Below are 12,098 nucleotides of genomic sequence, written 5' to 3'. Positions count from 1 at the left end.
GTAAGACCTCTAAAGAAACGCGGCGCCTGGCGCCAAATGACTGAGAGATTAAGCGGCCAACCCATGCCGGGTTGGGCATGTGGTTTTAGAGGGCTGAGGCATGTCGAGAGTATGTCAAGTTACCGGTAAGGGTCCGGTGACTGGGAATAACATTTCCCACGCAAACAACAAAACCCGTCGTCGTTTCCTGCCGAACCTGCAGCATCACCGCTTCTGGGTTGAAGAAGAGAAACGTTTTGTGCGTCTGCGCGTATCTGCCAAAGGCATGCGTATCATCGACAAGCGTGGCATCACTGTCGTGCTCGCCGAACTTCGCCGCGATGGCAAGATTTAAGGGAGCTAATCATGCGTGAATTGATTCGTTTGATCTCGAGCGCCGGTACTGGTCACTTCTACACTACCGACAAGAACAAGCGTACTACCCCGGACAAAATCGAGATCAAGAAATATGATCCGGTTGTTCGCAAGCACGTGATGTACAAGGAAGGCAAAATCAAGTAATTGATTTTTCCTGACTGCGAAAAAGGCCCGTATCGTGAGATACGGGCCTTTTTTGTTTGCCGTGGATTCTGCGGTGACCGGTTGGGCCTCATCGCTGGCAAGCCAGCTCTCACATTGATTGCCGGTCTTCAAAGAACCTGTGTCATGCACAAAACCTGTGGGAGCTGGCTTGCCAGCGATGAGGGCCGATCAGTCAGCAAACATCTCAAGCCTTCTGTTCAAAGATCACATAAACCTTGCGGCAAGCCTCCAGCACTTCCCAGGTTCCGCGAAACCCCGCCGGAATCACGAAGCGATCGCCAACGCGCAAGGTCTTTGCATTGCCATCGCTGTCACGCAATACCGAAACCCCTGCAAAATCTCGCAGTACTCATGCTCGGTGTAATTCACCGTCCACTGACCCACCGCGCCTTCCCACACACCCACGCCCATTTGCCCACAAGGGCTGTCGTATTGATGAAACACCGCCTGCTCAGGATCGCCCTTGAGCACCTTCGCCGGGTCCGGGCGATAGCGCTCGGCTTCGCTGCTGGCGAGGCTGATATCGACGACGTTCTGGATGTTCATTGTTGTTTTCTCCGCTAGTGACGGCGCGTTGGCTGGAATGGGCCAAAGTCTATGTTTATTAAAATGAACACCGCAAGGCGGTATGGCCGGCTTATGTCAAATATATTGAAACAAACCCGGCCGCTGGTTTAGGGTGGCGGGTGCCTCGGGCCGAAAGTGCAGGCTGGCCGGGCAGAATTCTTGAACAGCGCCGCAGCGCTTGCGGTGCTCGTATTCAATAAGAGGAGGACACCCGAATGACCACCCTGACTCGTGCCGACTGGGAACAACGCGCCCGCGATCTGAAAATCGAAGGCCGCGCCTTCCTGAATGGCGAATACACCGACGCCGTCTCCGGCGAAACCTTCGAGTGCATCAGCCCGGTCGATGGCCGCCTGCTCGGCAAGATCGCCAGTTGTGACGCCGCCGATGCTGACCGTGCTGTAGAAAACGCCCGCGCTACTTTCAATTCAGGCGTCTGGTCGCGCCTGGCACCGACCAAACGCAAAGCCACCATGATTCGCTTCGCCAGCCTGCTGAAACAGCACGCCGAAGAACTGGCGCTGCTGGAAACCCTCGACATGGGCAAGCCGATCAGCGATTCGCTGTACATCGACGTACCGGGCGCGGCCCAGGCGTTGAGCTGGAGCGGCGAAGCGATCGACAAGATCTACGACGAAGTCGCCGCGACTCCACATGATCAACTGGGTCTGGTGACTCGCGAGCCAGTGGGCGTAGTCGGCGCTATCGTGCCGTGGAACTTCCCGCTGATGATGGCCTGCTGGAAGCTCGGCCCGGCGCTGTCGACCGGTAACTCGGTGATCCTCAAGCCGTCGGAAAAGTCGCCGCTGACTGCCATCCGCATCGCTGCGCTGGCCATTGAGGCGGGTATTCCCAAAGGCGTTCTCAACGTGCTGCCGGGCTATGGCCACACCGTCGGCAAGGCGCTGGGTCTGCACAATGATGTCGACACGCTGGTGTTCACCGGCTCGACCAAGATTGCCAAGCAACTGATGGTCTACGCCGGCGAATCGAACATGAAGCGTGTCTGGCTGGAAGCCGGTGGCAAGAGCCCGAACATCGTCTTCGCCGATGCGCCGGACCTGCAGGCCGCCGCTGAATCCGCTGCCAGCGCCATCGCTTTCAACCAGGGCGAAGTGTGCACCGCCGGTTCGCGTCTGCTGGTCGAGCGTTCGATCAAGGACAAATTCCTGCCGATGGTGATCGAAGCGCTGAAAACCTGGAAGCCCGGCAATCCGCTCGACCCGGCGACCAATGTCGGCGCTCTGGTCGATACCCAGCAGATGAACACCGTGCTGTCGTACATCGAGTCCGGCCATAGCGATGGTGCCAAACTGGTCGCCGGCGGCAAGCGCATCCTCCAGGAAACCGGCGGCACCTACGTCGAGCCAACCATTTTCGATGGTGTGAGCAATGCGATGAAGATTGCCCAGGAAGAGATTTTCGGCCCGGTGTTGTCGGTGATCGCTTTCGATAGCGCCGAAGAAGCCATCCAGATCGCCAACGACACGCCATACGGTCTGGCTGCAGCGGTGTGGACCCAGGACATCTCCAAGGCCCACCTGACCGCCAAGGCCCTGCGCGCCGGTAGCGTGTGGGTCAACCAGTACGACGGCGGCGACATGACCGCGCCGTTCGGTGGCTTCAAACAGTCGGGCAACGGTCGCGACAAATCGCTGCACGCCTTTGACAAGTACACCGAGCTGAAAGCGACGTGGATCAAGCTGTAAGCCGTTAACGGCAGCCCGGCCGCTCCGGGCTGCCTGAGCAAACAGAGATCCCTGTGGGAGCGAGCCTCTGTGGTGAGGGGATTTATCCCCGTTCGGCTGCGAAGCAGTCGCTAAACCATTGCACGCGGTGTACCTGGTACATCGTGGTTGCAGGTTTTGGGGCCGCTGCGCGACCCAGCGGGGATAAATCCCCTCGCCACAGGGGCTCGCTCCCACAGTGTTTTGGATGAACACAAAAAGAATATCCACAGGAGCGTGGAACATGCGGTGGGCGACGTATTTCGCCGTGTTGGCGTCTGTCTTGAGTGTCGGCCTGGCCCTGGGGGTCAGCATGCCGCTGGTGTCGTTGCGTCTGGAGGGCTGGGGCTACGGCTCGTTCGCCATCGGTGTGATGGCAGCCATGCCGGCAATCGGTGTGCTGCTGGGGGCGAAGATTTCCAGCCATCTCGCCGCGTATTTCGGCACGGCGAACCTGATGCGTCTGTGCCTGTGGGCCGGGGCACTGTCGATCGGCCTGCTGGCGCTGCTGCCGAGTTATCCGATCTGGTTGCTGCTGCGCCTGCTGATCGGGGTGATCCTGACCATCGTGTTCATCCTCGGCGAGAGCTGGATCAATCAACTGGTGGTCGAGCAGTGGCGCGGACGTCTGGTAGCGCTGTATGGCAGCAGCTATGCGCTGAGCCAACTGTCCGGTCCGTTGCTGTTGGGCGCGCTGGGCACCGAGCATGATTACGGTTTCTGGGTCGGGGTCGGTCTGCTGACGCTCTCGCCTTTTCTGCTGCTGGGTCGCAGTGGCGCCCCGAGTAGCGAGGCCAACAGCGTCACGTTTGGCGCTCTGTGGGGTTTTGCCCGAGAGCTGCCGGCGATTGCCTGGGCGGTGTCGTTGTTCGCCGCGTTCGAGGCGATGATTCTGACGCTGCTGCCGGTGTATTGCCTGCAACAAGGGTTCACCGCCGAAATCGCGCTGGCAATGGTCAGCACCGTGGTGGTCGGCGATGCGCTGCTGCAATTGCCGATCGGCGCATTGGCCGATTATCTGTCGCGACGCACGCTGTTCGCTGGATGCGCGGTGGTGTTGATGCTGTCGAGTCTGGCCATTCCAATGTTGCTCGACACGCTGCTGATCTGGCCGCTGTGGGTGCTGTTCGGCGCCAGTGCTGGCGGCTTGTTTACCTTGTCACTGATTCTGATTGGCGAGCGCTACCGTGACGATGCGCTGGTCCGCGCCAATGCGCATATTGCCCAGTTGTGGGGTGTCGGTTGTCTGGTCGGGCCGTTGGCGGCAGGGGCGGGCAGTCAGTGGATCAACGGGCATGCGTTGCCGCTGTTGATGGCGGCTGGGGCGTTTGGCCTGGTGCTTTTGTTGTTGCGCCAAGGCGCCTTTGGCACAACAGCAGAAGCAGCCTGAGCGCATCCCACAAGGGATCATCAACAGACGGACTTACAACATCCGCTCCAGGCCAACGTTGGTGCTGAACCACGAGTTGAAGCGCCGCCACCAGCTCCCCGGCTCCTTGGTCAGAGTGTGCATCTGGCCGTTGTCCTCGGTGACCCAGACGACCTTGCCGTCCTCGAGTTTCGCCTGATAACTCAAGGTCGGCGCCATGCCTTGCAATGCCAGTGCGCGCACATGCTCGGCCAGTTCCGGGCTATCGACCAGGACGCCGACTTCGGTGTTCCACAGCACCGAGCGCGGGTCGAAGTTGAACGAACCGATAAACGATTTGCGCCGGTCGAAGATCATCGCCTTGCTGTGCAAACTCGAATCCGAACCGCGAAACGACTTGCTGTAGAACACCCGCGGCCCGCTGCCATAGTTATCCCCAGGCTGGCGGCGCAGTTCATAGAGTTTCACCCCGTGTTCAAGCAATGCCTTGCGATAGGGCGCGTAACCGCCGTGCACCGCCGGCACGTCAGTGGCCTCCAGTGAATTGGTCAGCAGGTTCACGGAGACCCCGGCATCGGCGCGCCCGGTCAGGTAGACCAGTCCCGGCTGGCCCGGCACAAAGTATGCGGAAATCATGATCAGCTCTTTGCTCACACCGGTCAGTTCCGGCGCCAGTTGTGTGGTCAGCAACAGATGCGGATCGGGTTCGCCCTTGGACAGCACCTTGCTCGGCGCATCCCACAACGCCTGGTTCCAGGCCCAGATCAGTTCTTTGCGCCAGATATCCATGCGCGGGTCGGTGGTGAATTTCATCAACTGTTGATACAGCGCGTGGTTCTGCTTGCGGGTTTCTTCCAGTGATTCTTCCAGGCGCGTGCGGGTGTTTTGCAGGTCGGCGGCGGTCGGTTGGCTGGAGAGGAATTCGTCGATCGGCTTGCTCAGCGCGCTGTTCCAGTACTGGTCGAAACTGTGCCCGAGCTGCTCGGCGACCGGGCCGATGCTGAGCATGTCGATGTCGGTGAAATTCAGGTTGGGTTCGGCGTCGAAATATTCATCGCCCAGATTGCGCCCGCCGACGATGGCCGCGCTGTTGTCCGCCAGCCACAGTTTGTTGTGCATGCGCCGGTGCTGCACGGACAGATTGAACAGTCGCCCGGCCGCGCGTGTTACGCCGGTGCTGCGACCCAGGTGCAACGGATTGAACAAACGAATCTGGATCTGCGGATGCGCCGCCAGGGTCGCGATGATCTGGTCGAGGCCGTCGCTGGTGGTGTCGTCGAGCAGGATGCGCACGCGCACGCCACGGTCGGCCGCTTTGAGCACTTCTTCCACCAGCATCCGCGTGCTGATGCCGTCATGGACGATGTAGTACTGCAAATCGAGGCTGACCTGGGCATGACGAATCAGCTCGGCCCGGGCGGTAAACGCCTCGCCACTGTCGGAGAGCAGACGAAACCCCGACTGCCCTTTGTAGGGCGCGGCCTGAGCCTGAATCGAACGGCCGAAGCTGGATTCCGACGCCGGCAAGGCCTGGCTCGGCTCGCGCGGTACATCGAGGCTGGCGCAGCCGCTGAGGAACGAGGCGAGTATCAGTAAAGCGAGTAGGGGCTGTCTGAAGCTCACGTAGGATCGTTCCGGTTGGCGGTTGAGGTCGGCATTTTGGACGCCAGGGTCGCAAAAAAGGTCAGTCGGTCTCAGCGAGTAATTTGATCGCCGCGGCGCCGACCTTGCGCACCGCTTCTTCGATCTGTGCTGTTGGTTTGGCAGCGTAGTTCATGCGCAGACAATTGCGGTATTTGCCCGAGGCGGAAAAGATGCTGCCGACGGCAATCTGTACGCCTTGATCGTGCAGCGCGCGATTCAGTTTCAGGGTGTCGAAACCCTCCGGCAGTTCCACCCAGAGCATGAAGCTGCCCTGCGGGCGACTGGCGCGAGTGCCGGCGGGAAAGTAGCGCGTCACCCAGTCGATCATCGCGTCACGATTGCGCTGGTACTGCATGCGCATGCGCCGCAAGTGCGGCTCGAAATGGCCGGCCTTGATGAATTCGGCGATGGCGATCTGCGGTTGCGGCGCGGTGGATCCGGTGCTGATGTATTTCATGTGCAACACCCGCTCGAGATATCGGCCCGGCGCCACCCAGCCGATGCGCAGCCCCGGCGCCAGGGTCTTGGAGAACGAGCTGCAGAGCAGCACGCGGCCGTCTTCGTCGAAGGATTTGATCGTCCGCGGACGCGGATAGGTGTAGGCCAGTTCGCCGTACACATCGTCTTCGATGATCGCCACGTCGAAACGCTGGGCCAACGTCAACAGCGCGCGTTTGCGCGATTCGGGCATGACGTAGCCGAGCGGGTTGTTGCAGTTCGGCGTGAGCTGAATGGCCTTGATCGGCCACTGTTCCAGCGCCAGTTCAAGGGCGTCGAGGCTGATCCCGGTGAGCGGGTCGGTGGGGATTTCCAGAGCTTTCATGCCCAGGCCTTTGAGGGTCTGCATGGCGCCGTGGAAACTTGGCGAGTCCACCGCGACGATGTCGCCCGGCTCGCAGATCGCGTGGATGCTGGTGGACAGCGCTTCGTGGCAACCGGTGGTGATCACCAGCTCGCTGGCGCTCAACTGGCAGCCGGAATCAAGCATCAGACGCGCGATCTGTTCGCGCAGTTCTAGGTTGCCGTGGATGTTGTCGTAATACAGACCGGGCATGTCCTGCCGGCGGCTGATTCGCGCCAGTCCGCGCAGCAGCGGCTTCATGGTGGGTGAGCCGACATCGGGCATGCCACGGCCCAATTGCACGACATCCTTGCGCGGTACCGCGCGAATGAGTTCCAGCACTTGATCCCATTGCGAAATCTCGACTGGCCGCTGCGCGGGGCGGCCTACGGCGGGGAGCTCCGGCAACTCGCGGCCGACTGGCACAAAGTAGCCAGACTTGGGTTTCGGCGTGGCCAGACCGCTGTCTTCAAGCACGCGATACGCCTGCTGCACCGTGCTCAGACTGACACCGTGCTCGACACTCAAGGCACGCACTGACGGCAAGCGATCACCGGGGCGATAGAAGCCTTGTTCGATGCGGGTGCCGAGCAATTCGGCGAGATTGACATACAGAGTCATGGTGGTCTCGGTGTGTATTGATGAAAACCAGTACAGATGCGGAAAAAATCGATCATTCAGTCGGCAAATCAGCAAATCTGTATGGAGTTAATACAGTTTCTTTGAGTCTGTAATGGTTTTGCTCGCCCGCGCATCATGGAATCTCTGGCTACCCAAGTAAACAGGAGCAACGAAAATGAACGGCTTGAGCGATGTGCGGCTGACGTTACACAGTCAGGAACTGGCGGCAGGGCAGAAGGACAGCGCGCGTAATCTGCTGCGTAACGCACCGTCCGGCCTCAGTCGCTGGGGCCTGTTCTGGCATCGTCTGCAAACGCGCAAGGCGTTGCTCGGCCTGACACCGGAGCAACTCAGGGATGTCGGGCTGACGCGAGAGCAGGCAAGGGAGGAGGGGTTGAAGCCGTTTTGGCGGATCTGAATAACACAGATCGTTCCCACGCTCTGCGTGGGAACGCCGCCCGGACGCTCTGCGTCCGCTGTGACGCAGAGCGTCACTGGATGCATTCCCAGGCGGAGCGTGGGAACGATCCTGATTCGTCAGACCAACTCTTTCAGCCGATGCCACAACATCCCCAACGCCAACAACGGCGAGCGCAAGTGCTTGCCGCCGGGAAAGGTGATGTGCGGCACCCTGGCGAACAGATCAAAGCCGCCGCCATGCTGCCCACTGATCGCCTCGGCCAGCAGCTTGCCGGCCAGGTGAGTGGCATTCACTCCATGCCCGGAATACGCCTGGGCGTAATACACGTTCGGCTGCTCGGCGAGCCGGCCAATCTGCGGCAGGCGGTTGGCACCGATGCCGATCATTCCGCCCCACTGATAATCAATTTTCACCCCGGCCAGTTGCGGGAACACTTCAAGCATCTTCGGCTGCATATAGGCGCCGATGTCTTTCGGATCGCGTCCCGAGTAATGACACGCGCCGCCGAACAGCAAACGTCGATCCGCCGAGAGCCGGTAGTAATCCAGCGCTACCCGCTGGTCGCAGACCGCCATGTTCTGCGGCAGCAGGTTGTGCGCCTGCTCTTCGCTGAGCGGTTCGGTGGCGATGATGTAGCTGCCGGCGGGCAGGACCTTGCCGGTCAGTTGCGGGTTGAGGTCATTGAGATAGGCATTGCAGCCCAACACCAGCGTCTTCGCTCGCACCGAGCCTTGCGCGGTGTGTACCTTCACTTCGGGGCCGTAATCGATGCACGTCACGGCCGAACGCTCGAACAACTGCACGCCCAGTTGCTGCGCCGCTGCCGCTTCGCCCAGCGCCAGATTCAGCGGATGCAGATGCCCGGAGCCCATGTCGATCAAGCCGCCGACATAGCGTTTGGAACCGACCACGGTGTGCATTTCACTGGCCTGCAACAGACGGGTTTCGTAGCGGTAACCGAGGCCGCGCAACTCTTCGGCGTCTTCGGCAAAACCGTCGAGATCGGAAGGCTTGTTGGCGAGGTCGCAGTAACCCCAGGTCAGGTCGCAGGCAATGCCGAAACGCTCGACGCGCCGGCGGACAATCTCCACCGCTTCCAGGCCCATGAGTTTCATCTCGCGCACGCCTTCGGCACCGATGACGTTGGCGAACTGATCCAGGCCATGGCCGACACCGCGAATCAACTGCCCGCCGTTGCGACCGCTGGCGCCCCAGCCGATCCGGTGCGCTTCCAGCAAAACCACGCTGAAACCGCGTTCGGCGAGTTCCAGCGCGGCATTCAGCCCGGAAAAGCCACCGCCGACCACGCAGACATCCGCCACCACCTCGCCTTGCAGCACGGGATGGTCAGGCTGCGGCAGGCTGCTGGCGGCGTAATAAGAGGCAACGTGGGGTTGGCTCGCGGTGGTCGGGGCGCGGGCGGTCATGGGCATCATCCAACGGCTGAGTGTCGAGAAAATTTGACGGAGCATAAGCCGCACGCCCGAACGTGGGCAACATCGGTCGGCCTGCGGTGTCTGGATCCGGGCTTTTGCGGCACAATCATCAGCCCGCCACTTTGGTCACCGTTTCAATGAGCTGCAACAGCCAGAAAATCCGCACCCTGCGTCAGCAGATTCCCACGTTCGACTGCGTGCCGGGCTGCCACGACTGCTGCGGGCCGGTGACCACTTCGCCCGAGGAAATGGCCCGGCTGCCGCGCAAGACCCGCGCCGAGCAGGATGCCGCGCTGGAAGAACTCAACTGTGTGCATCTGGGGCCGAATGGTTGCACTGTGTATGAAGAGCGGCCGCTGATCTGTCGACTGTTTGGTACGACCAATAGCCTGCCATGCCCGAACGAGCGGCGGCCGGTGGAGCTGATTCATCCGCGGGTCGAGAAGCAGATTTTCCAGTACATGGCGGCGAATCGGCAGGTGTTGGTTTAGCTGTTGCGTTCAGTTCAGACCGAGTCGACGTCTTCGCGAGCAGGCTCGCTCCCACAGGAGATTGCATTTCAAATGTGGGAGCGAGCCTGCTCGCGAAGGACGCCGCCGATTTCAGTCCGGAATCGGCAGGCACAGGCTTTCTTTCACCTCTTCCATGACGATATAGCTCTTCGATTCACGTACATGTGGCAGCTTCAAGAGAATGTCGCCGAGCAGTTTGCGGTACGAGGCCATCTCGGAAATCCGCGCCTTCACCAGATAGTCGAAATCCCCCGACACCAAATGACACTCCAGCACATGCGGCAGCTTCAGCACCGCGCGTCTGAATTCTTCGAATGTGTCGCCGGATTTGTAGTCGAGGCTGATTTCGACAAACACCAGCAGGCTACCCTTCAAGTGCTGCGGATTGAGCCGGGCGTTGTAGCCCATGATGATCCCTTCGCGCTCCAGGCGCCGCACGCGCTCGGTGCACGGCGTGGTCGAGAGACCGACCTTTTCCCCGAGCTCAGTGAAGGAAATCCGCCCGTCCGCCTGGAGGATGCGCAGGATGTTGCGGTCGATCTTGTCCAGCTCACGTTTGGTCTGAGTGTTGGTACGCATAGGGGATGCGCCTCCGCGAAAAGGGTTTTTACCGAGAATTGTCGCCAAATATAGGCGCTTATATAGTGAAAAGCACTGGCATTTCTTTTTACACTGCGCCCATCATTGCTCTAACAAACAGTTCGGCGGAAAGCCGCGATGAGGGATTGAAAATGCGCGTCATGGTCTTGGGTAGCGGCGTCATCGGTACCGCCAGTGCTTACTATCTGGCGCGTGCCGGGTTCGAAGTGGTGGTGGTCGACCGGCAGCCTGCTGCGGCCATGGAGACCAGTTTCGCCAACGCCGGCCAGGTCTCGCCGGGTTACGCCTCGCCGTGGGCCGCGCCGGGCGTGCCGCTCAAGGCCATCACGTGGCTGCTGCAACGCCATGCGCCATTGGCGATCAAGGCCACCGCCGATATCGACCAATACCTGTGGATGGCGCAAATGCTGCGCAACTGCACCGCCAGCCGTTACGCGGTGAACAAGGAGCGCATGGTGCGTCTGTCCGAGTACAGCCGTGACTGCCTCGATGAATTGCGCGCCGAAACCGGTATCGCCTACGAAGGCCGCAGCCTCGGCACGACGCAGTTGTTCCGTACTCAGGCGCAACTGGATAACGCCGCCAAAGACATCGCCGTGCTGAAAGAGTCCGGCGTGCCGTTTGAAGTCCTCGACCGCGCCGGCATCGCCCGCGTCGAGCCGGCTCTGGCCGGCGTGACCGATATTCTCGCTGGCGCGCTGCGTCTGCCCAACGACCAGACCGGCGACTGCCAGATCTTCACCACCCGTCTCGCCGAAATGGCGCGCAAGCTCGGTGTGGAATTCCGTTTCGGCCAGGACATCCAGAAACTCGACTACGCCGGTGATCGCATCAACGGTGTGTGGATTGACGGCAAGCTGGAAACCGCTGACCGCTACGTGCTGGCGCTCGGCAGCTACTCGCCGCAGTTGCTCAAGCCGTTGGGCATCAAGGCTCCGGTGTATCCGCTCAAGGGCTATTCGCTGACCGTGCCGATCACCGATCCTGCCATGGCGCCGACGTCGACCATTCTCGACGAGACCTACAAGGTTGCGATCACCCGTTTCGACAACCGCATCCGCGTCGGCGGCATGGCCGAGATCGCCGGTTTTGACCTATCGCTGAACCCGCGTCGGCGCGAAACCCTGGAGATGATCGTCAACGACCTTTATCCTCAGGGCGGCAATCTGGCCGAAGCGAGTTTCTGGACCGGCCTGCGCCCGACCACGCCGGACGGTACGCCGATCGTTGGCGCCACGCCGTTCAAGAATCTGTTCCTCAACACCGGTCACGGTACGCTCGGCTGGACCATGGCCTGTGGTTCCGGCCGTTTGCTCGCCGACCTGATGGCGAAGAAAAAGCCGCAGATCAGCGCCGAAGGCCTCGATATTTCCCGTTACGGCAACCAGACCCAGGAGTCCGCAAAACATGTCAATCCAGCGCCAGCTCACCAATGAGCGCATGAGTCAGATCGTCAGCCACAACGGCACCGTGTATCTGGCCGGGCAGGTCGGCGACGACTTCGACGCCGGAATTGAACAGCAGACCCGCGACGTGCTCGCCAATATCGAGCGCTTGCTCGATCTGGCCGGGACCGACAAGCAGCATCTGTTGTCGGCGACAATCTATTTGAACAACATCGAAGCGCACTTCGCCGGGATGAACGCGGTGTGGGACCAGTGGTTGCCAAAAGGCGCTGCTCCGGCCCGCGCCACCGTCGAAGCGAAGATGGCCAAGCCGAGCATTCTGGTGGAGATCTCCATCGTCGCCGCGCTGCCATAACGGTTCCAAGATCCCTCTCCCGGTGCTGTTGGCGGTTCACGCCGTCAGTCAGCGCCGGTTTTTCTTCCCATGACCGC

General features: G+C 60.7%; 12 protein-coding genes and 1 pseudogene. 8 read left to right on the top strand and 5 right to left on the bottom strand.

Annotation, left to right across the window (positions count from 1 at the left end):
* Nucleotides 1-100 precede the first annotated feature (100 nt).
* Nucleotides 101-334: a 50S ribosomal protein L28 gene (gene rpmB / locus LJU32_03740; protein ID WKV89519.1), complete on the top strand. Its 234-nt coding sequence runs from the start codon at nt 101-103 to the stop codon at nt 332-334.
* An 11-nt stretch (nt 335-345) separates the two neighbouring features.
* Nucleotides 346-501, top strand: coding sequence for a 50S ribosomal protein L33 (rpmG, locus tag LJU32_03735; protein WKV89518.1), 156 nt, complete (start codon nt 346-348; stop codon nt 499-501).
* Between the two features lie 205 nt (nt 502-706).
* Here rpmG and LJU32_03730 read toward each other — a convergent pair.
* Nucleotides 707-1,068, bottom strand: a pseudogene (locus tag LJU32_03730) (cupin domain-containing protein).
* Nucleotides 1,069-1,304: 236 nt separating this feature from the next.
* On the opposite strand from LJU32_03730, the gene LJU32_03725 reads away from it, so the two are divergent.
* Nucleotides 1,305-2,798 (top strand): aldehyde dehydrogenase, encoded by a 1,494-nt coding sequence (locus LJU32_03725; protein ID WKV89517.1) that lies wholly within the window; start codon nt 1,305-1,307, stop codon nt 2,796-2,798.
* A gap of 262 nt (nt 2,799-3,060) precedes the next feature.
* Complete coding sequence (locus LJU32_03720) at nt 3,061-4,206, top strand: MFS transporter (protein WKV89516.1); 1,146 nt, start codon at nt 3,061-3,063, stop codon at nt 4,204-4,206.
* Between the two features lie 33 nt (nt 4,207-4,239).
* Here LJU32_03720 and LJU32_03715 read toward each other — a convergent pair whose 3' ends face one another.
* Together LJU32_03715 and LJU32_03710 are read right to left on the bottom strand one after the other, a co-directional pair.
* Nucleotides 4,240-5,808, bottom strand: coding sequence for a phospholipase D family protein (locus LJU32_03715; GenBank protein WKV89515.1), 1,569 nt, complete (start codon nt 5,806-5,808; stop codon nt 4,240-4,242).
* A gap of 61 nt (nt 5,809-5,869) precedes the next feature.
* Complete coding sequence (locus LJU32_03710; protein ID WKV89514.1) at nt 5,870-7,291, bottom strand: PLP-dependent aminotransferase family protein; 1,422 nt, start codon at nt 7,289-7,291, stop codon at nt 5,870-5,872.
* Between the two features lie 175 nt (nt 7,292-7,466).
* Between LJU32_03710 and LJU32_03705 the strand changes: the two genes are divergently transcribed.
* Nucleotides 7,467-7,709 carry a DUF1127 domain-containing protein gene (locus LJU32_03705; GenBank protein ID WKV89513.1) on the top strand — a complete coding sequence of 81 codons (243 nt, stop codon included), beginning with the start codon at nt 7,467-7,469 and terminating at the stop codon, nt 7,707-7,709.
* A gap of 119 nt (nt 7,710-7,828) precedes the next feature.
* On the opposite strand, the gene LJU32_03700 is transcribed toward LJU32_03705, so the two are convergent.
* Nucleotides 7,829-9,139 (bottom strand): FAD-binding oxidoreductase, encoded by a 1,311-nt coding sequence (locus tag LJU32_03700; GenBank protein ID WKV89512.1) that lies wholly within the window; start codon nt 9,137-9,139, stop codon nt 7,829-7,831.
* A gap of 146 nt (nt 9,140-9,285) precedes the next feature.
* Between LJU32_03700 and LJU32_03695 the strand changes: the two genes are divergently transcribed.
* Nucleotides 9,286-9,639 (top strand): YkgJ family cysteine cluster protein, encoded by a 354-nt coding sequence (locus tag LJU32_03695; protein WKV89511.1) that lies wholly within the window; start codon nt 9,286-9,288, stop codon nt 9,637-9,639.
* 111 nt (nt 9,640-9,750) lie between these two features.
* Here the strand turns inward: LJU32_03695 and LJU32_03690 are convergent, their stop codons facing one another.
* Nucleotides 9,751-10,239, bottom strand: coding sequence for an Lrp/AsnC ligand binding domain-containing protein (locus tag LJU32_03690; protein WKV89510.1), 489 nt, complete (start codon nt 10,237-10,239; stop codon nt 9,751-9,753).
* 152 nt (nt 10,240-10,391) lie between these two features.
* Between LJU32_03690 and dadA the strand changes: the two genes are divergently transcribed.
* Both dadA and LJU32_03680 read left to right on the top strand, forming a co-directional pair.
* Nucleotides 10,392-11,696, top strand: coding sequence for a D-amino acid dehydrogenase (gene dadA, locus LJU32_03685; GenBank protein ID WKV89509.1), 1,305 nt, complete (start codon nt 10,392-10,394; stop codon nt 11,694-11,696).
* On the top strand, nt 11,668-12,021 hold the full coding sequence (locus LJU32_03680) for a RidA family protein (GenBank protein ID WKV89508.1): 354 nt from the start codon (nt 11,668-11,670) through the stop codon (nt 12,019-12,021). The genes dadA and LJU32_03680 overlap by 29 nt, the downstream gene beginning before the upstream one ends.
* Nucleotides 12,022-12,098: the final 77 nt, after the last annotated feature.

Origin of the sequence: Pseudomonas sp. B21_DOA, assembly GCA_030544685.1 — a bacterium.
In the GTDB taxonomy this organism is placed as follows: Bacteria; Pseudomonadota; Gammaproteobacteria; order Pseudomonadales; family Pseudomonadaceae; genus Aquipseudomonas; species Aquipseudomonas fluorescens_AO.
Note: the sequence above shows the minus strand (reverse complement) of the source record. Positions and strands in the feature narration are given on the sequence as shown.

Excerpts from the sequence above, each read along its gene's own strand:
- rpmB (WKV89519.1), top strand. The coding sequence starts at position 101 with ATGTCGAGAGTATGTCAAGTTACCGGTAAGGGTCCGGTGACTGGGAAT.
- rpmG (WKV89518.1), top strand. The coding sequence starts at position 346 with ATGCGTGAATTGATTCGTTTGATCTCGAGCGCCGGTACTGGTCACTTC.
- LJU32_03725 (WKV89517.1), top strand. The coding sequence starts at position 1,305 with ATGACCACCCTGACTCGTGCCGACTGGGAACAACGCGCCCGCGATCTG.
- LJU32_03720 (WKV89516.1), top strand. The coding sequence starts at position 3,061 with ATGCGGTGGGCGACGTATTTCGCCGTGTTGGCGTCTGTCTTGAGTGTC.
- LJU32_03710 (WKV89514.1), bottom strand. The coding sequence starts at position 7,291 with ATGACTCTGTATGTCAATCTCGCCGAATTGCTCGGCACCCGCATCGAA.
- LJU32_03705 (WKV89513.1), top strand. The coding sequence starts at position 7,467 with ATGAACGGCTTGAGCGATGTGCGGCTGACGTTACACAGTCAGGAACTG.
- LJU32_03700 (WKV89512.1), bottom strand. The coding sequence starts at position 9,139 with ATGACCGCCCGCGCCCCGACCACCGCGAGCCAACCCCACGTTGCCTCT.
- LJU32_03695 (WKV89511.1), top strand. The coding sequence starts at position 9,286 with ATGAGCTGCAACAGCCAGAAAATCCGCACCCTGCGTCAGCAGATTCCC.
- LJU32_03690 (WKV89510.1), bottom strand. The coding sequence starts at position 10,239 with ATGCGTACCAACACTCAGACCAAACGTGAGCTGGACAAGATCGACCGC.
- dadA (WKV89509.1), top strand. The coding sequence starts at position 10,392 with ATGCGCGTCATGGTCTTGGGTAGCGGCGTCATCGGTACCGCCAGTGCT.
- LJU32_03680 (WKV89508.1), top strand. The coding sequence starts at position 11,668 with ATGTCAATCCAGCGCCAGCTCACCAATGAGCGCATGAGTCAGATCGTC.